The following is a 21677-nucleotide window of genomic DNA, read 5'->3' on the forward strand; positions in this document are numbered from 1 at the left end:
GGTCTACGGGCCGTCCCTTACGTATACGTATACGTATACGGACGTGACGGCCTGACGTCCCCTCACTCGGCCGCCACCACGCGGCCGACGCCTCCCTCTCCGCCCCCCACGCCAAGGCCGGGAACCCGCCGGCCTCGGCTGTCGGCGACCCGCAAGGCGTCGCCCAGCGACTCGACCAACCGGTTGGCGAGATAGCGCAGTTCACCGGCCGACGCGTCGGCATCACCGAGCAGCGCCCCGGCGCGGTCGAGCAGTGTCGTGCCCATGTCCAGCTGGGCCGCCTCCATGTCATCGGCGAACCGCGACACGTACCCGTCACCGTCCGAGGACAGAAGGCACCGCTTTTCGCTGTCCTGCGTCCGGGGCAGCAGGCGCAGCTCCGACGGCGGGCCCTCTTCCTCCCTCTTGCTCTCGCTCATACGGCGAACACTCCGTGCAGCGTGCGAAGGCGCATGTCGCGCCGGGTTTGCCGTTCGTGGGCTCGTGTCTCGTAGGCGACGAGGTATGGGCGTACGAGGGGGGAGGCGTCGCCGTCGTACGGCAGGTCGAGCACGCGGGCTGCGGGCGGCGCGAGCCTGGTGACGGGGGTGGGGCGCATGGGCGCGCGGAGGGTGGTGAGGGGGGCAGTCGGCGTCGGTAGGAGGAGATCCCTCACCTTTGCCGCGAATCGGCGGATACGGTGGCGCATGTCGGCGCTCTTTTCGTAGTTGGCAGCGTTGGCCACGCCCCGGGGGTGGTTGCAGCACCCGCCGGGGCTCTGCGTAGCCGTCACCTTACTCCTAGTGTGCCGCACTGTACTAGGGGGTATCACCGCTCGCCTAGGACGGGGTGCCTTGCCTAGCCTGGTTCAGGTGATCGAATTTGCCCCCGACCGGCCCCGTTGGCGCCAGGTCGCCGACATCATCCGGAATCGCATCGCTGACGGCACGTACCCGCCCGGTACTCAGATCCCATCGGTGCTGAAGCTCCAGGAAGAGTTCGGCATCGCGACGGCGACCAGCCAGAAGGTGCACCGCGGCCTCCGAGCGGAGGGCCTGATCTACACGGAGCTGGGCATGGGCTCCTTCGTCTCCAAAGACCTGCCGGAAAAGCCTGCCGAGGGCTCCGACGGCGCATGACTGGTTGCGCCCGTGTCGGGGTTCGACCAGGCGAAACGGCTGTTTGTCACAAGCCGCTGGTATCCAGCTCCAGGTCGAACGGGGCCGAAAGGTTCAACGGGGTGCCGTACGGCAGCGGGCCGGTGATGTGGGCGTAGCCGCGTCGGGCAGGACTTGCGAACAGGGTGACGTCGCGCTGCTGCCGATCGACGAGCAAGTACAGCGGCGCCCCGTACTCCGCGTAGCGGCGGCGCTTGATGGCGCGGTCGGTTTCGGCGTGCGATTTCGACGTGACTTCGGCTACCAGCAAGGTCTGGGCGGGCAGTAGGGCGCCGGCGTTCCTGGCCACGGCGGCCGGTACGACGGCGAGGTCGGGGACGTACCAGTTGGGGGAGCCGGGCAGGTCGAGGTAGCCGGAGCCGATGACGCAGCCGAGTTCGTGGGCGCGGGCGCTGAGCTGGTTGCGGAGACTGTGGACGGTGGCTTCGTGGGCCCAGGGTGAGGACGCCGGGGTGATGACGCCCTCGATGAGCTGGGCCCGGTCGCCGTGATCGCGCTGGACCGCGTACTTCAAGGCGAGTTCGGGATCGACGCCGTGGTCGTGGTCGGTCGCCTCGTTGCCCATGCGTACACCCTTCCGTCCCGGCGGCCTGCCGAAGAACGGCGGGCGGCCTCCCGTCCGTTCAACGCCACCGCCTGGCCATAAGGCACGAAGCCCACGAAGACGGCGGTACGGGAGAGGAGTCCGGCGCGGGCGCGACCGGCCGGGGCTTCCGGGACGGCAGCCCGCCTCCGCCTACCCGCGTTCGGAACCCGGCGCGTCCGCGCCCTCCGCAGCCCCCTCGGGCCCCGTGTAAAGGATCTCCCGGGCCTGCTCCGCCGCGCGGGCGATGCTCTCGCCGACGAAGTCCACGAAGCGGGCGATGTTTTCCAGGCGGGCGGCGGCCGGCGTGTCGGAGCCGAGGACGCTGACGCCCTGCCGCGCGGCCTCGGCGAGCTGGGCGTTGGAGCGGGCGGCGGCGAGCATGCCCTGGTACCAGACGTCGTTGTCCACGACGTACCGCTCGCGGCGGCGGTCGTCGCGCTCCCGGCGGATGAGGCCCTGGCTCTCCAGGAACGTGATCGCCTTGGAGATGGACGCCGGGCTGACCTGGAGACGCTGGACGAGTTCGGACGCGGTGAGGCTGCCCGCGTCGGTGGTGTAGAGGCAGGTCAGCACGCGGGACATCATCTTGGGCAGGCCCTGCTGCATGAGGAGGGTCGTGAACATCTCCTCGTACTCGCGCACGGCCTCGGCATCGCGTCCGTGCGCCTGCGGGGCCGCCTGCTGCCCACGGGGAGTGGTCTGCCTGCGCCGGTGGGCGCGGCGCTCGGTCGCGCGGTGGGCCAGGTCGGCGCGGTAGCCGGTGGGGCCGCCGTTGCGCATCACCTCACGCGTGACCGTCGAGGTGGGGCGGTCGAGACGTCTGGCGATCTCCGCGTAGGCGAGCCCGTCGCCCAGTCCCAGCGCGATCTGCTGACGTTCCTGCTGGGTGAGCCTGCCTCCCGGCATCGCGCACTTCCCTTCGTACTTGCTTGAGGGGGTCAGCATAGCGTTCAGCGTCAGGTCAATGCAACGAGTGGGGTTGTTGGTGTTGCGTTGATGTCGTGGCCGTTGCAACGAAAAGACGCCTCTGAACTGTGCTAATGCGAATCTTGTGCAACAGCATCGTTGCGCACTCCGAGAACGCAACGTAGCGTTTCTGGAGTCGGAAACAGCAAGCGCAAAGGAGAGCACGATGCAGAAGTTCGCCACCCCCACCCCGGTCTCCGCCGTCCTCGACATCCCCGCGGGGCGCGTCCAGTTCATCGCCGCCGCCCGGGCCGACACCACGGTGGAGGTCCTGCCCGCGAACGCCGCGAAGGGCCGCGACGTGAAGGCGGCGGAGCAGGTCGAGGTCGAGTACGGGGACGGGGTCCTGCGGATCACGACTCCGGCGGCGAAGAACCAGTACTTCGGTCCCTCCGGGTCCGTCGAGGTGACGGTCCAGCTGCCCGCCGGGTCCCGTATCGAGGGAAAGGCGGCCTGCGCCGAGTTCCGGGGCGTCGGACGGTTCGGTGAGGTCGTCTTCGACGGTGCGAGTGGCACGGTCAAGGTCGACGAGGCGGAGAGCGTCCGCCTCACCGCCCTCGACGGTGACGTGTCGGTCGGGCGCCTCAACGGCCCCGCGGAGATCAGCAACGCGAAGGGCGACATCCGTATCGCCGAGGCCGTACGCGGCACGGTCGTGCTGAGCACCCAGGCCGGTGACGTGTCGGTCGGCGCCGCCCGCGGGGTCTCCGCCTCCCTGGACGCCGGTACCTCGTACGGCCGGATCCGCAACGAACTCAAGAACGCCGACGGCGCCGCGGGCCTGAACATCCACGCGACCACCGCGTACGGCGACATCATCGCCCGCAGCCTCTGAGGGCGGACGGGGGCCTCCGGCGAGACCGCCGGCGAGACCATCGGCGCGACGGCCGTTCCCGTAACGGTCGCCGCCCCGCCGCCCCGCCGCCCCGCCGCCCAGGGCACCTCCCCCGGTAGAGCCCCGCCCCGCAACCACCCACCCCGAGAAAGGACGTCGAAATGACCACCACCGAGGACTACCAGGCCGCGGAACAACTCCTGCGCCGCGCCGTCCGCCCCGGCACACTCGTCGTGGGCGACAGGATCAGGCCGCAGTGGATCGACGGCGGCGCCCGCTTCTGGTACGCGGTGGACAATGGCGTCGGCAGGCGGTTCGTGCTGGTCGACCCGGCGGCGGGCAGTCGTGAGCCGGCTTTCGATCATGCCCGTCTCGCCGACGCGCTGGCCGCCGCCGCTGAGCAGCGGGTCGATGCCGAGGCCTTGCCGTTCGCGGCCATCGCATTGCGCGCGGACGCCGTGGAGTTCGACGCGTTCGGCAGTCACTGGCGCTGTGACCTCGACAGTTACGCCTGTGAGCCGGCCGAGTTCACACCGCCCGGCAATCCGCTGGAAGTGCCTTCACCGGACGGGAAGTTCGCGGTGTCCCGGCGGGGGCACGACCTGTGGGCGCGCTCGCTGGCCGACGGCCGCGAGTGGGCGCTGACCACCGACGGCGAGCCCGGCCACCAGTACGGCACCGGACCGGAATGCACGAGCAACCCCACCCTGCTGCGCAAGTTCGGCCTCCCGCACCTGCCGCCCGCGGTGGCCTGGTCGCCCGACTCCACGAAGATACTGACCCACCGGTCCGATGAGCGGAGCGTCCGGCAGACCCACCTCCTGGAGGCCCGGCCCGCCGACGGCAGCGCGCCCCGCCTCCACACCCAGCGGTTCGCCTACACCGGGGACGAGCACCTGCCGCAGGCCGAACTGGTCGTGCTGGACGTCGCCGACGGCACGGTGGTCCGTGCGCAGGCCGAACCGCTGCTCATGCTGCAGTTGTCGCCGGTCATGAGCAAGTGGGCGTGGTGGGCCCCGGACGGCTCGGCGGTGTACTACCTCAGCCAGCCGCGCGACCTGCGTACGCTCACCCTGCACCGGATGGACCCGGCGACCGGCGAGGTCACCACCGTACTCAGCGAGAGCGGAGCCACCCGCGTCGATGCCAACCAGTGGCTGTTCGAGCCGCCGATCGTGCGGGTGCTGGCGGAGGAGGTGCTGTGGTACTCGCAGCGGGACGGCTGGGGCCACCTGTACCGGTACGACCTGCGCACCGGCGCGCTCCTCGGGCAGATCACCTCCGGACCGTGGGCGGTACGGCAGATCCTGCGCGTCGACGAGGCCGAGCGGGTGGTGTACTTCACCGCCTCCGGGCTCGTCGGTACGGACCCGTATCGACGTACGGTGTGCCGGGTGGGACTCGACGGCTCCGGCTTCGCCAAGGTCACCGACGATGACCTGGACCATGTCGTCATCCAGCCGGGCAGCGAGGCGTACTTCATCGACTCCGCCTCCACCGTCGACACCGCGCCGGTGATCCGCGTACGTGACTGGACCGGGCGGGTGCTGGCCGAGCTGGAGCGCGCCGACATCAGCAAGCTCACCGCCACCGGCTGGACGCCGCCGGAACGGTTCCGCGTCAAGGCGGCGGACGGGGTGACGGACATCTACGGCGTGCTGTACCGGCCGCGGGGCTTCGACCCCGCCCGGCGCTACCCGGTGGTGGACACCATCTACCCCGGCCCGCAGGTCAACCGGGTCGCCCCGGGCTTCGACCCCGGTGGGATGGGCCTCGACGCGGAGCCGCTCGCGGCGCTGGGCTTCGTGGTGGTGGCGATGGACGGGCGCGGCACCCCCGGACGCGACAAGGCCTTCCATGACGCCTCGTACGGACGCCTGTCCGACGCGGGCTGCCTGGACGACCACGTCGCGGCGCTGCGGCAGCTGGCCGAGGACCGGCCGTGGATGGACCTGGACCGGGTGGCCGCGTTCGGCCACTCCGGGGGCGGATTCGCCACGGTGCGGGCGATGCTGGACTTCCCCGAGGTGTACCGGACCGGAGTCGCCCTCGCTGGATATCACGACGCCCGCTTCTTCAGCCCGGGCTTCGTGGAGGCCTACGACGGTGCGGACAACCCCGAAGCCTGGGCCCGTACCTCCAACGAGTACATCGCACACCGGTTGGCGGGCAAGCTGCTGCTGGTCCACGGCGAAATGGACGATCAGGTCCACCCCGACCACACGTTGCGGCTGGCGGACCGGCTCGTCGCCGCCAACAAGGACTTCGAGCTGTTCATCGTGCCCGGGGCCGAGCACATGTTCATCGACTGCCTCACGTACGTCCGCACGCGGTGCTGGGACTTCCTGGTGCGCGAGCTGACGGGCGAGCAGCCGCCCGCCTACCGGCCCGCGCCCATCGCCATCGGCCCCGAGCTGCTCGGCGAGCTGTTCGGCTGAGCGCGCGGGTCTCCTCCTACGCCTCCGCACCCTCGTACCGGTACAACTCGGGTACGGACACCTTGATCGGCTCCTGCGTGGTCCGTGCGATGAGGACGACCACGGGCTCGTCCGGGTCGGGGTTCTCCTCGCGGTGCGGGACGTGCGGCGGTACGAGCAGGAAGTCGCCGGGGCCCGCCTCGACCCGTACCTCCTGGGTACCGTCGTGGTAAACGAAGACGGGGTGGCCGCTGACCACGTAGATGCCCGCCTCCGACTCGCCGTGATGGTGGTTGTCCGTCGCGCTCAGCGGCGCGTTCTCCACCAGGCCCATCCACAGCCGCTTCGAGCCGACGGTGTGGCCGCTGATGGCGGTGTGGCCGTCGAGTTCGCCGGCGCGGACGTGGTGGACGCGGTTGGGCTTGGGCGTGGTCTCGTCGGTGGTCGGTACGGTCGCCGTGCTGTCCTGGCTGGTCATCGTGGTGCCCCCTGGTTCTCTCGATGGCCCTGTGGGAGCAACAGGCTGGGGGTACCTCTGCCAGGCTGGCAACTTCTGTTGCTGGCCCGGCAATTCGGCAGCAGGGCGGGACGGCCGGGGCCGGTCTGTTCCGCGATCAGCCCCCGGTCCCGGAGATGAAGTCCCGAAGCGTCTTGTGCTGCTGCTGTGGGATCTCGTCGATGACCGCGCCGGAGTAGGAGGCGATGACGCCGCCGGTGCGTACGACGGTGACAGGGACGGTCTGGTCCATCGGAATGCCTATGACGGTCCAGGTGTAGGCGACCGAGTCGTCCCCGACCTTCGGCGCGGACCACTTCCCGACGGCGACTTCCCCGTCCTGGTCCCCGAACGCGAGGGTGTAGACCTTGAACTGGTTGCACGAAGGCAAGGCCTCTTTGAGGGACGCCATCACCGTCTTCGCCTCCTCGACGGGGTAACTGGCCAGGCTGAGCGAATGGAACTTCGTGTAGTCGGTGTCCGTGTGTTTGCTGAATTGCGGTGATATCCAGGACGACACCCTCGCCGCGGGCCGGTGCAGTAGGTGATTCAGCTCGAAATCGACCAGAGCCTCGCAGGCCGGGGGAGCGTCCGGGAAGAGCTTCGAGCGCTCGGGCGGGTGGTCGGCGGTGCCGGTGGTCGGGCGCGTTGTCGCGGGCTGCTCGTCAGGCCGGGCGACATATCCTCGGAAGGTTTTCCCCGAAGGCAGCAGAGACCTCAGGTCGGCCTCGGTCAACGGCTCGGAATGGGGTGGCTGCGGCGGCCGCGCGGGCTTCGCGGAGCCGCAGGACGTGGTGGCCGCCAGGCAGACGGTGACCGTTATGGCCGCCACCGCGGCACGCAGAAATCGAGACATCAGGCCCCCATGGTCGAGACCGCCATTCTGCCTGCGCGCGGACGATCACCGAGAAGTGGGAGGGGGAGATCAACTGATTGCTCCGACTAATAGGTCGCCTGGGGCGGCACTCGTTGGGATCCTGCCGGGGCAGTGATCCGTACCTCACCACCCGCTCGAAAGGCCACCCCCATGCCCCTCGTCCCCGCCGATCCGAACGTCGTCCACCCCATGCCCGGCCAGCCGCGCGTGGTGCTCCTCAAGCCCCTCGTCACCTCGCCGTTGATCGAGGTCGGTGAGTTCTCGTACTACGACGACCCGGACGACCCGACCGCATTCGAGACGCGCAACGTGCTGTACCACTACGGGCCCGAGAAGCTGGTCATCGGGAAGTTCTGCGCGCTCGGCGAGGGTGTGCGGTTCATCATGAACGGCGCCAACCACCGGATGGACGGCCCCTCGACGTTCCCATTCCCGATCATGGGCGGCTCCTGGTCCGACCACTTCGACCTGATCAGCGGACTGCCGGGCCGGGGCGACACCGTGGTCGGCAACGACGTGTGGTTCGGCTACCGGTCCATGGTCATGCCCGGCGTACGGATCGGGCACGGGGCGGTCATCGCCTCCGGGGCCGTCGTCGTGGACGACGTACCCGATTACGGCATCGTCGGCGGCAACCCGGCCAAGCTGATCCGCCGCCGCTACGACGACAAGGACGTGGCGCGGCTGCTGGAGCTGGCCTGGTGGGACTGGCCGGTCGAGCACCTCACGGAGCATGTGCGGACGATCATGTCGGGGTCGGTGGAGGAACTGGCGGCGGTGGCGCCGAGGACGTGACCTTACGGGGCCTCGCTCAGCGGTCCCGGAGACGCGCGCCCGCCGCCCGCAGCACCGCCGCCGTCTTCGGATGCGGCTGGAATTCCTTCGTGGCCCAGTCGAGCGGGGACATGCCGGTTCCGCCGTCCTCGCGCAGGTTCGGATCCGCGCCGTGGGCGAGGAGTTCCCGTACGACATCGAGGTGCCCCCAGGCCGCCGCCGCGCACAGCGGGGTGCCCTCCGAGCCGTGCCCGCTCTCCGTGTCCGGCGCGGCACCGGCGGCCAGGAGCAGGCGGGCGGCGGCCGCGTCGCCGTGTACGGACGCGGCGTACAGCGGCGTCGTACCGTCGGCGTTCGCGGCGCCCGGCTGCGCGCCGGACCGCAGCAGCGCGGCGACCTCGCGGGTCTCGCCGAACATCACGGTCGCCACCAGCCGGTTCGCCAGTTTCTTCCGCCGTCGTCGGTTCATCGGTGGCCCTTCGTCCGTACGCCCGCTGCCAACTCCGGCAGCAGCGCCGGTACGTCGGCGAACGCCGCGTCCGCTGGCAGGCATGCCTTCCCCGCCGTCTCGCCGGCGAAGCTGAAGATACCGACCAGCTCCGGCCTGCCGCGCCGTCCCCAGGTCACCAGCGGGCTGCCGCTGTCCCCGTAACACATCGCCGCGGGAGTGCGGCCCGTCTCTTCGGCACGCACATCGCGGGCGCAGAAGACCGACGCCTCGTCCACCACCGCCGGCGTCTGGGCGGCGCACTGCTGGTGGTTGCGTACGGTCAGGTCGCCGCGGCGCAGTACGTTGCCGCGGACGTCCTGGCCGGGCCGGGAGGTGGCCGGGTCGGCCGTCAGACCGTGGCTGAAGACCGATACGGGCGTGCCGGGACGCGGCCGGTGCTGGGCGACCGGCAGTGGCCGGACCCCGCGTACCGGAGCGCTCAGCCGTATCTCGGCCAGGTCGTTGGCCGCGGAGGACCACTCCGGGCGGTCGGGGTCGGCGGGGGACGGCAGGAACTCGAAGCGCGGGTGCAGGGTGGCGGAGCGGATGTCCCGTACCGTGCCCGGGTCCTTCGACAGCACCGAGGAACCGAGGTGCACCTCCAGGGTGCGTATGTCCCCGCCGGCCAGGCAGTGGGCAGCGGTCAGCACCCGGTCGGGCGCGATGAGCACACCCCCGCAGGACGCCCGTCCCAGCAGCGGGCCGTCACCCTTCATGGCCAGCGTCGCGAGCCAGGGGGCTGCGCCGGGCCGGAGCAACTGCGTGCCTCCGGACATGGCATGTGCTGTCCCGGCGGTTCCTACGGCCGTACCGCCTCCGGCCAGTACGACCGCGCTCAAGGCCACTCCGAGCCGCGCTCGCGTCCGCCGCCCCTTCGCGTGCCCGACTCCCGTTCCCCACCGCTTCCCCGCCATGCCCGCTCCCCTGATCGCCTGTTCCGCAACAGCCAGTTGCTGTTGTTCCGGCGATCGAAAGTAGTGACGGGGCGGGCGGAAGTAATCAGCCTTCGGTCGCGTCGGCGGTCATCCCGGGGAGTGACGACCCTGAGGGCGCCTCGGGGGCGGGCGTCCTCAGCCCCGTGTCGCCCCCGCCTCGGCCTGCCTCAGCCCTGCTTCGGCTGAGTGAAGCGAATGCGGTTGCCGAAGGGGTCGCGGAGGCCGCAGTCGGTGCCGTACGGGCGCTCGGTGGGCTCCTCGGTGAACTCCACGCCGCGCGCCAGCAGCGTCTCGTACGTCTTGCGGCAGTCGCCCGTGGTGAAGATGAGCCAGCCGCCCATCGCTCCCTTGGTGACCAGCTCACGTACCTGCTGTGCTGTCTCCTCGGACATCGCGGGCGCGCCCGGCTTCTCCAGCAGGATCTGGCGCTCCGGGTGGCCGGGGACGCTGACGGTCAGCCAGCGCATGAAGCCCAGGTCGACGTCCGCGACGACCTCCAGGCCCAGCTTCCCGACGTAGAAGTCCAGGGCCTCGTCCTGGTCGAGAACGTATATCTGCGATTGCGTGATGGCGTTGAACATGTCCATCACGCTACTGAGCGGGCCGGACGAAAACTTATCCAAAACTGCTCAGCCGGTGGCCGGGCCCGACGGAGGTGCAGGCGCGCTCGGACGCGTCCACGCCATCGTGAAGCATGTCGGCACCCCCACAGCCGTCGCCTCCTTGCGGTAGGCCCGCGGCGACCGCCCGACGATGTCCCGGAACGTACGGCTGAACGTCCCCGGGCTGCCGAATCCGACCTCGAAACAGATGTCCGTCACGCTGCGCCCGGTCTCGCGCAGCAGGAACATCGCACGCTCGACCCGGCGGCGCTGGAGATAGCGGTGCGGCGTCTCACCGAACGTGGCGCGGAACGTCCGCGTGAAGTGCGCCTCCGACACATGGGCGATCCGCGCCAGCGCCGGCACGTCCAGCGGCTGCGCGTACGCCCGGTCCATCGCGTCCCGGGCACGCAGCATGCGGCGGTTGGTGTCTTCGACGGCGCGGTTCATGGGGGCATCACACCATGGAGGGGTGTCGGCGGGTACGTCCGCGGCGCGTACGGGGGCCTGGGGCGAGGCGGGGCTCGGCTCCCTCGCCGGGTGGTGTGCCGGTCAGTTGGCGATGCCGACCGGGTGGACCTTGATCTTCTCGTCGTACGGGCCGGCCAGCTTCAGGGCGTCGGCGGGCCACTTCAGGGAGACGCTGTGGGTCTCGTTGGGCGGGGTGACGATGAGGTGGGTGGGGGAGGCGAGGCTGTCGCCGCTGAAGTCGACGGTGTAGGAGATGCTGAAGGTGGCGGTGTCGCCGGGCTTCAGGTTGGTGATGCGGGGCTGTTCGCCGCCGCGGTGGACGGGGGCGGAGGTGCCGTCGGCGTCCTTGAGGTCGACGCCCGCGAAGCCGGTCACCGAGCAGGTCCGACCGCCCTTGTTGGTCATCTGGACGGTGACGTCGCCGACCTTCTGGTCGGGCGAGCTGTCCACGGCCTCCATGGTCAGCTCGTTCGTCCGGCAGAACTTGCCCTTCGCCGTGCTCTTGCCGGCGTTCTTGCCTGTGCTCTTGCCTGTGCTCTTCGCGGCGTTGTTGCCGGAGCCGGTGGCGTGGGACGCGGTGCCTTCGCCGGAGCCGAAACCGGAGCCGGAGCCGGAGTTGGCGTTGTCCGGCTGGGCCTCGTTGCCCTGTGCCGCGGCAGCGGGGTCGTTGCCGCCGGCCTCGGGGGCGCTGCCCGTGTCCGCCTGGCTTGCGGGCTTGGTGGCGGCGGCGGTGTCGGAGCCGGAGCAGGCGGTCAGGGACAGGGCGGCGGCTGCGGTCAGGGCTGCGGCGGCGGTGCGTACGATGCGGCGGCGGGTGGTTCGGGCGGAGGTGGCGGCGTTCATTTCGGTTTCCCCCGGGGAAGTCGGTGTCGGGTTTTCTTCCGTACGACATCCACTTTGATCGGGGTCACTACCGCCCGGTTGGCGCTCCGCTAACGCCCAGCTAACACGGGCGCGAGCAGGGAGACGACGGCCCCTGAGCTGAAGAATCTGGCCCAGGACGAGACGGTCGGTGCCTTCCCACCCGTTACGGCGGATCGGGCATCAGCCTTTCTCGCCGTGCGCCATCCCGTACATCAACGAAGAGCGCGCTCAGCGGACGGGGGCATCAATTACACGGGCCTGGTGAGGTTCACCTTGAAGCATGGCAAGCCGCCCCCGCCGGCGTGCAGGCTCATCTGGTCGAGAATTTTGGACAGGGGCTCACATTCCAGTGGGGAAAGTGCGGGGGCGTCGGCGCCGCCGCATTGGTTGAATGCGTTGCCGATGGGGAGGCTGGCGAGGTTGCCGTTTGCGGCGCCGGTGTCGTGGGTGGTCGCTCCGTGCGCTCGGGCTCCGTTGTTGAGGTTGGCGCAGGTGACGCCGAAAGCCGGGGAGAGGAGGTCCCCGATGCCTCCGGCGGCGGCGGGGGTGGCGGTGGCGATCACCGCACTCACGGACGTGAGGACGATGGCGGCGGCCGGACGTGTGATCACCTGAGGTGAACGATGAATTCGTCCCGGCGTCACGCATATTGGCAACGCCCTGCGGGCCCGCATCGCGGCCGAGATCGTAAAGCTCTGGTCGGCGCGTGGCTAAATGATCGGGCGAACGGCGCGGCTGTTCAGTAGTTTTGCCTTACCGGACATGGGGAGAAGGGGGCGTTCGAGGTGGAGATTCGGGGAATGGACGCGGAGCGGTTGGCACGGATCGCCGCCCTGGTGACGGAGTTCCGTCCCGTGCTCGCCTCCCCGGGAGGCATGGACGCTGTGCAGGAGCTGCTCAGCGCGCTGGGCGTGCCGGTGATGGACTCGATCGTGGTCACGCGGGAATTGCTGGGCGATGTCCCGTCGGCGTTGGGTGACGCCAAGTGGCTGGTGCTGGACGCTCCGTCGCGCAGGGAGGAGAAGGAAGTGCACAGAAAGCTGACGGACGAGCTGTACGAGGCGTGGTGCGCGTTGTCGGAGGAAGACCGGCAGCGGTCCTGATCGGGGCCGTTGGCGGATATCCGTACGCCGTGTGCCCCGCCGGCCTGGATGCGCCTGCCCGATAGGCACCATCACCCTCCGCTCGGCCCTCGAACCGCCGCCGCCAAGTGCTCCCGGAACCATCGGTGCCCCGGATCCGCCGCGTTGCGGGGGTGCCAGGCCATGCCGAATTCGATGGTGGGCAGGTCGAGGGGGATGGGGAAGGTACGCAGGCCGAGCGCGGCAGTGGTGTCGGGGAGCCAGTCGGTGAGGGTGAGGGCGACGAGGTCGGAGTTACGGGCGAGGATCATCGCGCTCGTATGGCTCGGGACGACGACCGCGATCCGACGGTGCAGCCCGCGCTCCGCGAGGGCGCTGTCGATGGGGCCGAGGCGTTTGCCGTTCCGGGAGATGCCGATGTGGCCGGCGGCGGCGAAGCGGCGGACGTCGATCCGGCCGTCGAACAGCGGGTGACCGCTGCGGGCGACGCCCGCCACCGTCATCCGGGCCAGCGGCTGGGTACGGATCTCCGGGTCGAGGGGCCCCAGTGCGCCCAGTTCCACGTCCACCCAGCCCTGCCGCAGCGCCGGGCCGCCCTCCACCGACTCCGGCAGGAAGACCACGTCCACGTGCGGCGCTTCCTTGTGGATCCGCTCGGTCAGGGTTCCGGCCACCCCCGACAGGACCAGGTCGGTGGCCTGCACGGTGAAGCTGCGCTGGAGGTGGACGGCGTCGAAACCGGCGCCGGGCCGCAGCACGTTGTCACAGCCGCGCAGCAATGCCCCCACCTCGTCCCGTAGTTCCAGGGCGCGCGGCGTCGGGACCATCCCCTGGCCCGCGCGGACCAGCAGGGGGTCGCCGACGGCGCGGCGCAGCCGGGCCAGCGTGCGGCTGACCGCCGCGGGTGACGTACCGAGCCGTTCAGCGGCGCGGGTCACGCTGTTCTCCTGGAGCAGGGCGTCCAGGACGCGCAGCAAGTTGAGATCCAATGTCACTCCTGAGCTGGGCTTTTACGTCTGAGGCAAGTATTGGATGCCGATCCTTGCATTGTTGGCGGGCTGCCGCTGACCGATCGTGGAGAGGTCCGCGAATACGCGTGACGCCTCATCCGCACCATCCGAGGAGTACGCCATGCCGCAGTCCCCGCGCATCGGGCGGGACGGTGACGTCCTGGCCGTCGTCAGCCAGACCGGCCCGACGGTCGAGTTCTTCGACGCCGCCTCCGACCAGCACGTCGGTACGGTGGAAGTCCCCGCCCAGCCGCACGAGTTGTGCTTCGACCCGACACGGCGGCTGCTGTGGTGCACCATCACGTACCACTCGGGCTACTACCACGCGAACAGCGGCCGGTGCACCGAGCTGACCGTCATCGACCCCGACACCCGGCGCATCGTCGAGGTCATCGACCTCGCGCCGGAACACGGCCCGCACGGCCTGGCGCTGGACACGGCGCGCCACCGTCTGTACGTCAGCGTGGAGGGCGCGGAGGACCGGCCGGGCGGTGTCGTGGTGATCGACACGGAGACCCGCCGACCGGTGGGCCGGATCGACACGGACGCCCCGGGACCGCACTGGTTCGCCATCGACCCGGCGGGCACGACGGGCTACGCCACCAACAAGGAGGCGCCGTTCGTGTCGGTGGTCGACCTCGAACGCGGGGTCATGACGACGAAGGTCGAGGTGCCGGGCAGTGAGGGGCTCGCCGTCGCCGCCGACGGCACGCGGGTCTTCGTCGCCGCGCCCTACGCCAATTCCGTTCGCGACGCCCGTACCGAAGGCCGGCCTGTCACCGGCCTCCAGATCATCGATGCCGGGACGGCGTCCGTCGTGGGCAACCTGCCCACGGAGCACGTCGTCGTACCGGTGCATCTGACCGCGACGGGCCTGCTGCTCGTGGGCGAGCAGCGGATGGAACGCGACCCGGTGTCCCAGCTCGGGCGGCACGCGCCGGGACGCCTCTCGGTGTTCTCCGCCGGCACCGGGGAACTGCTGGGCGGGGTCGAGGTGCGGCGCGGCCCGCTGACCATCACCTCGTCACCGGACGGCCGTCTCGCGTACGTGGCCTGCATCGCGTCGTCCACCGTCGACATCGTCGACCTGGAGACGCGGCGGTTGGCCGCCCGGCTGGACATCGCCAAGCGCGGTGAGGCGGGCGCCCATGGACTGGCGTACATCCCGCGTGCGGCCTGATCGCCCGACCGCGCCCCGGACCGCCTGACCGCCCCGCCCCGGAGCGCCTGACCGCACCCGGCCGCGCCCCGGACCGCCTGACCGTACTCCCTTCCCGCGACCGTGACCGCACGTCCTCCCCGCCAACATGACCGAACCCCCTTCCCGCAAAGAGGTCTTACGTGATCGTCATCACCGCCCCCACCAGCACCATCGGCCGCCACCTGGTCCCCGATCTGCTCGACCGTGGGGCCGCACTGCGCCTCGTCGCCCGCGACCCCTCGCGGATCGCGCCCGAGATACGCGAACGTGTCGAGGTCGTCGTGGGCTCGCACCGCGACCCCGACGTGATCGACCGGGCGTGTGACGGCGCCCGGGCCGTCTTCTGGCTCGCGCCGGGCGACGGGGCCGAACCGAGCCCCGACGCCGCGTTCGTCGACTTCACCTGGCCCGCGTGCGCGGCGTTCGCCCGGCACGGTGTCGAGCGGGTCGTGGGCATCTCGGCGCTCGGCCGCGGTACGCCGATGGCCAGCCGGGCCGGTCTGGTGACCGCCTCGCTGGCGATGGACGACCTGATCGCCACCTCGGGCGTGGCCTACCGCGCGGTGGTCTGCCCGTCGTTCATGCACAACCTGCTCCACCAGGTCGGCGCGATCAAGGAACAGGGCACGTTCTTCATGATGATCGACCCGGACCTGAAGGCGCCCACCGTCGCCACCCGCGACATCGCCGCCACCGCCGCGCGGCTGCTGCTGGACGACGGCTGGAAGGGGACCGGCCAGGTCGCCTGCCTCGGGCCCGAGGACCTGTCGCCCACCGAGATGGCGGAGATCATCTCCGATGTCCTCGGCACCGAGGTCGGCTATCAGCAGATCCCGGGCGCGGCCCTCAGGGACCGCCTCATGGGGTTCGGGACCACCGCCCCGATGGCGCAGGCCATGACCGACATGTTCGACGCCAAGAACCAGGGCATGGACAACGCGGAGCCGCGTACCGCGGAGTCGACGACGCCGACGACGTTCCGGCAGTGGTGCGAGGAGGTGCTCAAGCCGGCCGTCGCGGCGGCCTGAGGCCCGCCGACCCGCGGCGCAGGATCACCCCGATCACCCCACCGTCCGGTCCGCCTCCCTCAGCCACGTCCGCTGTCCTTCCCCGTCCACCGTGAGCCCGAAGTCGAACACTTCCGGCTCCCCCTCCTGCAGCCACCAGTTGTAGGCCTGCTCGGCCTCCTCGGCCAGATCCCGGGGGCCCCACTGGAACGTCTCCCCGGCGCAGAGGTACGCCCAGGAAGTGTCCGTGGTCAGCCACCAGGCGGGGGAGCCGTCCGGTGTCGGTGTGCGGGTCGCGTGGACGCCGGGCAGCCACAGGCCGAGGGTGAAGCGTGCGTGGAAGTCGTCGAGGAAGTCCGGGGGGAGCGTCGCGGTACCGTACCGGCTCTCCTCCCAGCGCCCGGCCGAGTAGACGCGGGGGAGCGGGTTGCCCGGGCGGCGCCGGCCGCGCAGGTCCATGAAGGTCAGCGGCATACCGAACCGGCCGGACGCGCTGCGGCGGTCGGTGTCGACGGTCAGCACCGCCAGGCCGGCGGGCTGGAACGTGGTCTTCCACGGCGCGACGATGCGCCCGCCCGGGGCGCACTGGCCGATCCACGTGAGGGGGACGCGGGACAGCGACGCCGTACACAGGACGCGGTCGTACGGCGCGTCCTGCCGCTGCCCGAACTCGCCGTTCCCGCATACGACGCGCGGCCGGTGGCCGAGACGGCGCAGCCGTTCCCGGGCCGCGTCGGCGAGCGACCGGTCGACCTCGATGGTGACCAGGTTCGCCCCGCCGACCCGCTCGCACAACAGCGCGGAGTCGTATCCCGTACCGGTGCCGATGTGCAGCACCCGGCTGCCGGGCTCCGGGTCGGTGGCGGCGAGCGTCGTCAGCACGGCGTTGGTGGCGCTCATCGAGCTGGTGGGCAGCTCGCCCGTACCGTCGGTCAGAGCGGGGTAGCCGTCGTCGACCTGGGTGACGACGGGTTCGGTGGGGTGGTGCACCAGCTCGGCCCACCGCTCCTCGTCGTCCGCGCGGGACAGCGGGTGGTAGCGGTCGTCCTCGGCGTGCCACACCCAGACGGTGTCCGGTACGAAGGCATGCCGCGGAACCGTACGGAATGCCTCCCGCATCCAGGGCCGCGCGAAAGCGCCCGAGCTGTCGAGAAGCCGGACGGCCCGGGCGTGCAGCCGGTCGGCGCCGGTCACCGGTGCTTCCCGTGCGAACTCATTGCGGCTCCTTTTTCTGTGCCTGTCAGGAGTTTCGTCAGGGGCCGTCCGCGGTGGGTACGGCACCGCTCACTCCCACTCGACCCGCAGCTCCCGCGTATCGATGTGCATGCCGGGCAGCACCCGCCACGACGCCACGCACACGCGCCAGGTGGCGGTGCGGTGGGAGGTGGCCGGGATAGGGGCGGGGAGGGGGTGGGTGGAGGTTCGGGTGGTCCAGTCGATGCCCAGGGCGCCGATGATGTGGGTACCGAAGGTGATCTTTCCGGAAGTCACCGGGCGGCCACCGGTGTTGCGAAGATCAACGGTCACCCTCTCGCACCACCGTACGTCGGCGTCGGCTCGTTGGAGGGGGCCGAGGGTCAGGTGGGGAGGAGTGGAAGGTCTGGGCGTGGAGGGTTTGGGCGTGGGGGAGGGGGACGGCGCGGTGGGAGGGGATTCGGGTGGGGCTTCGCTCGGCTCTTCGGCGTGCCCTGCGTGGTGGTTGGGGGGCGTCGGAGCGGAGGGAGCCCGCGTGGGGCTGCTGTCCGTACCCGGGCTCGGACTCGTACCTGTATCCGTACCCGTACCCGTCGTCGCACCCGGGCCCGTACCCGTACTCGTACCAGTGCCAGAACCGGGAGAGGGAGTGCCCGAGGAGGCCGGGCTGCCGCGCCGGGGCTCAGAGCTGGGCCCGTCCAGAGGCGTGAGAGTGATCGCGTCACCCGGGGGTACCGGCTTCGTCGGGGAACGGCCGTCGGCCGGGCCGGCGGCGCCCACCGCCGCGTAACCCCGGCCGCCGTCGCCACCGCAGGCGGAGAGCAGCGTGGCCAAGCAGAGGACGGCCGTGGAGAGAAGGGCGCGCGTCTTATGGGGCGCGCGAGCGGTACGGAGGTGTGGGGCGCGGGTGGTCCGTCGCATCGGGCCAGTGTTGCTGACGGGTAGTCAGTTGCATAGGCCCGGTGCGCAGGGCGCGGTGTGGTGGTGCGCAGGGCGGTGCCAGGAGGCGTGGGGCCGGTCAGTCGGAGATCAGGCCCTCGCGGAGGGTGGCCAGGGTGCGCGTCAGCAGGCGGGAGACGTGCATCTGGGAGATGCCGACCTCTTCGCCGATCTGGGACTGGGTCATGTTGGCGAAGAAGCGCAGCATGATGATCTGGCGTTCGCGCGGGGGGAGTTTGGCCAGCAGGGGCTTGAGAGACTCGCGGTACTCGACGCCTTCGAGCGCGCTGTCCTCGTAGCCGAGGCGGTCCGCGAGGGAACCCTCGCCGCCGTCGTCCTCGGGGGACGGGGAGTCCAGCGAGGAGGCGGTGTACGCGTTGCCGACCGCCAGGCCGTCGACCACGTCCTCCTCGGACACCCCGAGGCACTGGGCGAGTTCGGTGACGGTCGGGGAGCGGTCGAGCTTCTGGGCGAGTTCGTCGCTGGCCTTGGTGAGGGCCAGGCGCAGCTCCTGGAGGCGGCGCGGGACCCGTACCGACCAGGAGGTGTCACGGAAGAACCGCTTGATCTCGCCAACCACGGTTGGCATCGCGAACGTCGGGAATTCGACGCCGCGTTCGCAATCGAAACGGTCGATGGCCTTGATCAGACCGATCGTGCCGACCTGGACGATGTCCTCCATCGGCTCGTTGCGGCTGCGGAAACGTGCCGCCGCGTAACGCACCAGGGGCAGGTTCAGCTCGATCAGGGTGTCGCGGACGTACGCCCGCTCGGCGCTGTCCGGGTCCAGCGTGGCCAGCCGCATGAAGAGGGAGCGGGAGAGCGTACGGGTGTTGAGAGCGTCGTCGTCGTGCGCGGGTGCTGCCGGTGCGGGAATCGCGGGAAGCACCTTCGAGCTGCCCAGTTCTACGGACATGCCACCCCCTTGAGGTCGCGGTCGGGTCGCTGCGGTGCCCTCGGCCCGCGGCGGAACCGAGAACTTATGCCTCCACCTGAATACCGGAGGCGACGCCACGGCAAACGCGGTTCCTGCAGAATGTCACATGTCGGCAACACGCTGTAGCGCCAAGTCGACATATCCGTGCAGGAAGGGGTCGCCCGTCCCGGTTAGGCTTCGATCCTGTTTGCGGACCGCAGTCGTGCGAAGCTCCGCGACAGTAGCCGGGACACGTGCATCTGCGACACCCCCAGCTCGGCACTGATCTGTGATTGCGTCAAGTTGCTGTAGTAACGGAGCAACAGGATCCGCTGCTCGCGCTCCGGGAGCTGGACGAGCAGATGGCGTACCAGGTCGCGGTGCTCGACGCCGGCCAGCTCCGGGTCCTCGTACCCGAGGCGGTCCAGCAGGCCCGGCAGTCCGTCGCCCTCCTGCGCGGCCTCCAGGGAGGTCGCGTGGTACGAACGGCCCGCCTCCAGGCAGGCCAGCACCTCGTCCTCGCCGATCTTGAGCCGTTCGGCGATCTCCGCGGTGGTCGGCGAGCGGCCGTGCAGCACGGTCAGGTCCTCCGTGGCGCCGTTGACCTGCACCCACAGCTCGTGGAGGCGGCGCGGCACGTGGACGGTGCGTACGTTGTCCCGGAAGTAGCGCTTGATCTCACCGACCACGGTCGGCATCGCGAAGGTGGGGAACTGGACCCCGCGCCCGGGGTCGAAGCGGTCGATGGCGTTGATCAGCCCGATCGTGCCGACCTGGACGACGTCCTCCATCGGCTCGTTACGGCTGCGGAAACGTGCCGCCGCATAGCGCACCAGCGGCAGGTTGGCCTCGATCAGGGCGGCGCGCACCCGGGCGTGCTCCGGTGTGCCGGGATCCAGGCTGGACAGCTCGGCGAACAGGACCTGTGTGAGTGCCCGCGTGTCCGCGCTCCTGCTCTCGCGGGATGGCGCCTTGGGCGCAGTTCGGGCCGTCACGGTCACGCCACCCTTCTCAGTCCATTCATCCGGCAAAAGCGGTCATAGCATCACAAGACATGTGCACTGTGTGCAAGCACCGCATAACGCCGTGTTGATCGCAGAGTTGATCGCGGAGTGGGCTGCGGAGTGGGCTGCGTGGTGGACCGCGGAGTGAGCCGCGGAGCAGGTCGTGGAGTCGGGCTCGGGGTCGAGCGCGGAGCGGGTCCCGGCGGCGGGAGTGCTCCGGTGCGGCCGGGCGGCGTAAGCCCCCGCCCCGGAAAGCGAGAAGCCCCTCACCCGTAAGGGGCGAGGGGCGGGTGCGCGGCCGGGGCCGCGGCTCAGAACTCGTAGTCGGCGATCACCCAGGTGGCGAACTCGCGCCACTGCCCGGCGGCGGCCTGATGGGCCGGGTGTTCGATATAGCGCTTGAGGGCGTCGGTGTCGGCGACGGCGGAGTTGACGGCGAAGTCGTACGCGATCGGCCGGTCCGTGATGTTCCAGGCGCACTCCCAGAACTCCAGCTCGGGGATCTGGTCGGCCAGCTCCTGGAACGCCTGCGCGCCCGCCACGACCCGCGGCTCGTCGCGTTCGACGCCCTCGTTGAGCTTGAAAAGAACCAGGTGGCGTATCACTGGACGGTCCTCCGTGCGTTCCTCGTGCGGGCCCGCGCCGTACGTCCCGTGGCACCGCCCGGCCCGGCCGGCGCCCTACGAGATCAGCTGGGTCATGAACTCGCCGACCCCGTGGGCGGCCGACGAAATGCCCTCGAACCCTATCTGCACCAGATCGGCGGCGCGTGCCGGGGACGTGATGATCGTGTACAGGACGAAGACGGCGACCACGTACAACGCGATCTTTTTCGCTTGCGCCATCCGACTGTCCCGTCTCCCCTACGGCAGCTCCCGCCCGCCCTTCCCCGGTGCCGGGCGGGGTGAGTCTAACCACTTCCGTCACACGGGTGGAGTCGGCGGCGGGAGCGGGGGTACCCGGCCGGGTTCGTGACGGGCGGTGGACCGGTCGGCGGCGGGGCGTGGTGTTGACCGGTAGCCCCGAAGAACCAGGCGATCAAGGCTTCTACGATCACTTGATCAGAACTTTAAGGACCAAAGGCCCCTGGAGCGGGGTCCTTTGCCCGGGGCCCGCACCCGGCGGCCGGAGCAGGATGGTGGTGTGCCCGGCGAATCTGGCAGGAATTCGCGGGGTACGGGACAGTGCCCCGCTGCGGGGTCCACGCCGCGGCTTCCCCCCTGACTGGCGGCGCGGACTTGGGGGCCCGGTCCACCATCGGGGGAAACGGTTTGTCCCCCCGATGCCGTTTCCCCCGACCAGACCCACGGAGCCCCGGCTCCGGGCCTCCGGGCCCGGCGCCGGGGCTTTTGCGTGGGGCGCCGGGGCCCGCGGGCCGGCCCACACGAGCCTCCTTTCCTACGGGAGTGCCCGGTGCCCGGCGCCTAGACTGGGCCCTTTCGGGGGCACGGGCCCGGCCCAGGGCGGATGGAGAGCGGCTGTGACGAGTGGCGTCGACGACGTGGCGGATCCGTCGGCCGAGGTGCTGACGGAGGCCGCGGCGACATTCGGACTGCTGGCGTCGCCCGCGCGCCTGCACATCGTCTGGGTGCTGGCGGGCGGCGAGTGTGACGTCAGCGGGCTGGCGGAACGGGTGGGCGGCGCGCTGCCCGCGGTGAGTCAGCACCTGGCGAAGCTGAAACTGGCGGGGCTGGTGCGGTCGCGGCGGGAGGGCCGCCGCGTGGTGTACCTGGTCGACGACCCCGACGTGGTGTCGATGGTGCGGTGGCTGGTGGGGCAGCTGACCGACCGGACGGGCGGGTCCGAAGGGCCGGCGGTTCCGGGACGCGTCCGTGGCCTGGGCGCCTGAGAAGG

The 21677-nt window shown here is 70.6% G+C and carries 27 protein-coding genes; 8 read left to right on the forward strand and 19 right to left on the reverse strand.

Going from position 1 to position 21677, the window contains the following annotated elements:
* Positions 1-62 precede the first annotated feature (62 nt).
* On the reverse strand, positions 63-419 hold the full coding sequence (locus IH45_RS0122465; protein WP_030671212.1) for a hypothetical protein: 357 nt from the start codon (positions 417-419) through the stop codon (positions 63-65).
* Positions 416-598 carry a hypothetical protein gene (locus IH45_RS1000000148875; RefSeq protein WP_158813230.1) on the reverse strand — a complete coding sequence of 61 codons (183 nt, stop codon included), beginning with the start codon at positions 596-598 and terminating at the stop codon, positions 416-418. The genes IH45_RS0122465 and IH45_RS1000000148875 overlap by 4 nt, the downstream gene beginning before the upstream one ends.
* A 253-nt stretch (positions 599-851) precedes the next feature.
* On the opposite strand from IH45_RS1000000148875, the gene IH45_RS01000000143970 reads away from it, so the two are divergent.
* Complete coding sequence (locus IH45_RS01000000143970) at positions 852-1118, forward strand: GntR family transcriptional regulator (RefSeq protein WP_199810707.1); 267 nt, start codon at positions 852-854, stop codon at positions 1116-1118.
* 46 nt (positions 1119-1164) lie between these two features.
* On the opposite strand, the gene IH45_RS0122480 is transcribed toward IH45_RS01000000143970, so the two are convergent.
* Entirely contained in the window at positions 1165-1722 is a 558-nt protein-coding gene (locus IH45_RS0122480) for a Uma2 family endonuclease (RefSeq protein WP_030671221.1), read from the reverse strand.
* 171 nt (positions 1723-1893) lie between these two features.
* On the reverse strand, positions 1894-2649 hold the full coding sequence (locus IH45_RS0122485; RefSeq protein WP_030671226.1) for a helix-turn-helix domain-containing protein: 756 nt from the start codon (positions 2647-2649) through the stop codon (positions 1894-1896).
* Between the two features lie 226 nt (positions 2650-2875).
* Here IH45_RS0122485 and IH45_RS0122490 point away from each other — a divergent pair, with 226 nt between their 5' ends.
* Positions 2876-3544, forward strand: a complete 669-nt coding sequence (locus IH45_RS0122490) for a DUF4097 family beta strand repeat-containing protein (RefSeq protein WP_030671231.1) — start codon at positions 2876-2878, stop codon at positions 3542-3544.
* A 161-nt stretch (positions 3545-3705) separates the two neighbouring features.
* On the forward strand, positions 3706-5982 hold the full coding sequence (locus tag IH45_RS0122495; protein ID WP_030671248.1) for a S9 family peptidase: 2277 nt from the start codon (positions 3706-3708) through the stop codon (positions 5980-5982).
* A 16-nt stretch (positions 5983-5998) separates the two neighbouring features.
* Here IH45_RS0122495 and IH45_RS0122500 read toward each other — a convergent pair whose 3' ends face one another.
* Positions 5999-6439, reverse strand: a complete 441-nt coding sequence (locus IH45_RS0122500) for a cupin domain-containing protein (protein ID WP_030671251.1) — start codon at positions 6437-6439, stop codon at positions 5999-6001.
* A 136-nt stretch (positions 6440-6575) separates the two neighbouring features.
* A complete protein-coding gene (locus tag IH45_RS0122505; protein WP_158813231.1) occupies positions 6576-7313 on the reverse strand; it encodes a hypothetical protein in 738 nt (245 codons plus the stop codon).
* 171 nt (positions 7314-7484) lie between these two features.
* Between IH45_RS0122505 and IH45_RS0122510 the strand changes: the two genes are divergently transcribed.
* Positions 7485-8129 carry a CatB-related O-acetyltransferase gene (locus IH45_RS0122510; protein WP_030671258.1) on the forward strand — a complete coding sequence of 215 codons (645 nt, stop codon included), beginning with the start codon at positions 7485-7487 and terminating at the stop codon, positions 8127-8129.
* A gap of 16 nt (positions 8130-8145) precedes the next feature.
* Here IH45_RS0122510 and IH45_RS0122515 read toward each other — a convergent pair whose 3' ends face one another.
* The 6 genes from IH45_RS0122515 to IH45_RS0122540 form a co-directional block, all read right to left on the reverse strand.
* Positions 8146-8577, reverse strand: coding sequence for an ankyrin repeat domain-containing protein (locus IH45_RS0122515; protein ID WP_030671263.1), 432 nt, complete (start codon positions 8575-8577; stop codon positions 8146-8148).
* Positions 8574-9374, reverse strand: a complete 801-nt coding sequence (locus IH45_RS0122520) for a S1 family peptidase (RefSeq protein ID WP_234440630.1) — start codon at positions 9372-9374, stop codon at positions 8574-8576. The genes IH45_RS0122515 and IH45_RS0122520 overlap by 4 nt, the downstream gene beginning before the upstream one ends.
* Positions 9375-9700: 326 nt before the next feature.
* A complete protein-coding gene (locus IH45_RS0122525) occupies positions 9701-10114 on the reverse strand; it encodes a VOC family protein (RefSeq protein ID WP_030671275.1) in 414 nt (137 codons plus the stop codon).
* Between the two features lie 48 nt (positions 10115-10162).
* Positions 10163-10585 (reverse strand): helix-turn-helix domain-containing protein, encoded by a 423-nt coding sequence (locus IH45_RS0122530; protein WP_030671278.1) that lies wholly within the window; start codon positions 10583-10585, stop codon positions 10163-10165.
* Positions 10586-10687: 102 nt separating this feature from the next.
* Complete coding sequence (locus IH45_RS0122535; RefSeq protein WP_030671281.1) at positions 10688-11449, reverse strand: DUF4232 domain-containing protein; 762 nt, start codon at positions 11447-11449, stop codon at positions 10688-10690.
* Between the two features lie 269 nt (positions 11450-11718).
* Entirely contained in the window at positions 11719-12081 is a 363-nt protein-coding gene (locus tag IH45_RS0122540; RefSeq protein ID WP_030671284.1) for a hypothetical protein, read from the reverse strand.
* Between the two features lie 174 nt (positions 12082-12255).
* Between IH45_RS0122540 and IH45_RS0122545 the strand changes: the two genes are divergently transcribed.
* On the forward strand, positions 12256-12573 hold the full coding sequence (locus IH45_RS0122545; RefSeq protein ID WP_158813233.1) for a hypothetical protein: 318 nt from the start codon (positions 12256-12258) through the stop codon (positions 12571-12573).
* Between the two features lie 71 nt (positions 12574-12644).
* On the opposite strand, the gene IH45_RS0122550 is transcribed toward IH45_RS0122545, so the two are convergent.
* Entirely contained in the window at positions 12645-13541 is an 897-nt protein-coding gene (locus tag IH45_RS0122550) for a LysR family transcriptional regulator (protein WP_030671290.1), read from the reverse strand.
* A gap of 142 nt (positions 13542-13683) precedes the next feature.
* Between IH45_RS0122550 and IH45_RS0122560 the strand changes: the two genes are divergently transcribed.
* Together IH45_RS0122560 and IH45_RS0122565 are read left to right on the forward strand one after the other, a co-directional pair.
* The gene (locus IH45_RS0122560; protein ID WP_030671292.1) at positions 13684-14742 is read left to right on the forward strand and encodes a YncE family protein; all 1059 of its coding nucleotides are present in this window, start codon (positions 13684-13686) and stop codon (positions 14740-14742) included.
* Positions 14743-14903: 161 nt separating this feature from the next.
* Complete coding sequence (locus tag IH45_RS0122565; RefSeq protein ID WP_030671294.1) at positions 14904-15791, forward strand: NAD(P)H-binding protein; 888 nt, start codon at positions 14904-14906, stop codon at positions 15789-15791.
* 33 nt (positions 15792-15824) lie between these two features.
* Here the strand turns inward: IH45_RS0122565 and IH45_RS0122570 are convergent, their stop codons facing one another.
* The 6 genes from IH45_RS0122570 to IH45_RS1000000149460 all read right to left on the reverse strand — a co-directional run bounded on the left by IH45_RS0122570 (position 15825) and on the right by IH45_RS1000000149460 (position 20668).
* Positions 15825-16964, reverse strand: coding sequence for a methyltransferase domain-containing protein (locus tag IH45_RS0122570; protein ID WP_030671296.1), 1140 nt, complete (start codon positions 16962-16964; stop codon positions 15825-15827).
* A gap of 90 nt (positions 16965-17054) precedes the next feature.
* Entirely contained in the window at positions 17055-17297 is a 243-nt protein-coding gene (locus tag IH45_RS1000000150050) for a hypothetical protein (RefSeq protein ID WP_030671298.1), read from the reverse strand.
* A 685-nt stretch (positions 17298-17982) separates the two neighbouring features.
* Positions 17983-18819 carry an RNA polymerase sigma factor SigF gene (locus IH45_RS0122580; RefSeq protein WP_030671299.1) on the reverse strand — a complete coding sequence of 279 codons (837 nt, stop codon included), beginning with the start codon at positions 18817-18819 and terminating at the stop codon, positions 17983-17985.
* A gap of 191 nt (positions 18820-19010) precedes the next feature.
* Positions 19011-19820, reverse strand: coding sequence for an RNA polymerase sigma factor SigF (locus tag IH45_RS0122585; protein WP_030671300.1), 810 nt, complete (start codon positions 19818-19820; stop codon positions 19011-19013).
* A 314-nt stretch (positions 19821-20134) separates the two neighbouring features.
* Positions 20135-20428, reverse strand: a complete 294-nt coding sequence (locus IH45_RS0122590; RefSeq protein ID WP_030671301.1) for a Dabb family protein — start codon at positions 20426-20428, stop codon at positions 20135-20137.
* 75 nt (positions 20429-20503) lie between these two features.
* A complete protein-coding gene (locus IH45_RS1000000149460; protein ID WP_167515140.1) occupies positions 20504-20668 on the reverse strand; it encodes a hypothetical protein in 165 nt (54 codons plus the stop codon).
* 635 nt (positions 20669-21303) lie between these two features.
* Between IH45_RS1000000149460 and IH45_RS0122600 the strand changes: the two genes are divergently transcribed.
* The gene (locus IH45_RS0122600) at positions 21304-21672 is read left to right on the forward strand and encodes an ArsR/SmtB family transcription factor (protein ID WP_030671304.1); all 369 of its coding nucleotides are present in this window, start codon (positions 21304-21306) and stop codon (positions 21670-21672) included.
* The last annotated feature ends 5 nt before the right edge of the window (positions 21673-21677 follow it).

This window comes from Streptomyces rimosus subsp. rimosus (assembly GCF_000720725.1).
Classification (GTDB): Bacteria; Actinomycetota; Actinomycetes; order Streptomycetales; family Streptomycetaceae; genus Streptomyces; species Streptomyces rimosus_A.

What these genes read in the sequence shown, in the direction of transcription:
- IH45_RS1000000149460 (WP_167515140.1), bottom strand. Translation starts at nt 20,668, where the DNA reads ATGGCGCAAGCGAAAAAGATCGCGTTGTACGTGGTCGCCGTCTTCGTC.
- IH45_RS0122520 (WP_234440630.1), bottom strand. Translation starts at nt 9,374, where the DNA reads ATGTCCGGAGGCACGCAGTTGCTCCGGCCCGGCGCAGCCCCCTGGCTC.
- IH45_RS1000000148875 (WP_158813230.1), bottom strand. Translation starts at nt 598, where the DNA reads ATGCGCCCCACCCCCGTCACCAGGCTCGCGCCGCCCGCAGCCCGCGTG.
- IH45_RS0122510 (WP_030671258.1), top strand. Translation starts at nt 7,485, where the DNA reads ATGCCCCTCGTCCCCGCCGATCCGAACGTCGTCCACCCCATGCCCGGC.
- IH45_RS0122525 (WP_030671275.1), bottom strand. Translation starts at nt 10,114, where the DNA reads ATGTTCAACGCCATCACGCAATCGCAGATATACGTTCTCGACCAGGAC.
- IH45_RS0122515 (WP_030671263.1), bottom strand. Translation starts at nt 8,577, where the DNA reads ATGAACCGACGACGGCGGAAGAAACTGGCGAACCGGCTGGTGGCGACC.
- IH45_RS0122495 (WP_030671248.1), top strand. Translation starts at nt 3,706, where the DNA reads ATGACCACCACCGAGGACTACCAGGCCGCGGAACAACTCCTGCGCCGC.
- IH45_RS0122480 (WP_030671221.1), bottom strand. Translation starts at nt 1,722, where the DNA reads ATGGGCAACGAGGCGACCGACCACGACCACGGCGTCGATCCCGAACTC.
- IH45_RS0122465 (WP_030671212.1), bottom strand. Translation starts at nt 419, where the DNA reads ATGAGCGAGAGCAAGAGGGAGGAAGAGGGCCCGCCGTCGGAGCTGCGC.
- IH45_RS0122560 (WP_030671292.1), top strand. Translation starts at nt 13,684, where the DNA reads ATGCCGCAGTCCCCGCGCATCGGGCGGGACGGTGACGTCCTGGCCGTC.
- IH45_RS0122505 (WP_158813231.1), bottom strand. Translation starts at nt 7,313, where the DNA reads ATGTCTCGATTTCTGCGTGCCGCGGTGGCGGCCATAACGGTCACCGTC.
- IH45_RS0122490 (WP_030671231.1), top strand. Translation starts at nt 2,876, where the DNA reads ATGCAGAAGTTCGCCACCCCCACCCCGGTCTCCGCCGTCCTCGACATC.
- IH45_RS0122535 (WP_030671281.1), bottom strand. Translation starts at nt 11,449, where the DNA reads ATGAACGCCGCCACCTCCGCCCGAACCACCCGCCGCCGCATCGTACGC.
- IH45_RS0122530 (WP_030671278.1), bottom strand. Translation starts at nt 10,585, where the DNA reads ATGAACCGCGCCGTCGAAGACACCAACCGCCGCATGCTGCGTGCCCGG.
- IH45_RS0122485 (WP_030671226.1), bottom strand. Translation starts at nt 2,649, where the DNA reads ATGCCGGGAGGCAGGCTCACCCAGCAGGAACGTCAGCAGATCGCGCTG.
- IH45_RS0122500 (WP_030671251.1), bottom strand. Translation starts at nt 6,439, where the DNA reads ATGACCAGCCAGGACAGCACGGCGACCGTACCGACCACCGACGAGACC.
- IH45_RS0122580 (WP_030671299.1), bottom strand. Translation starts at nt 18,819, where the DNA reads ATGTCCGTAGAACTGGGCAGCTCGAAGGTGCTTCCCGCGATTCCCGCA.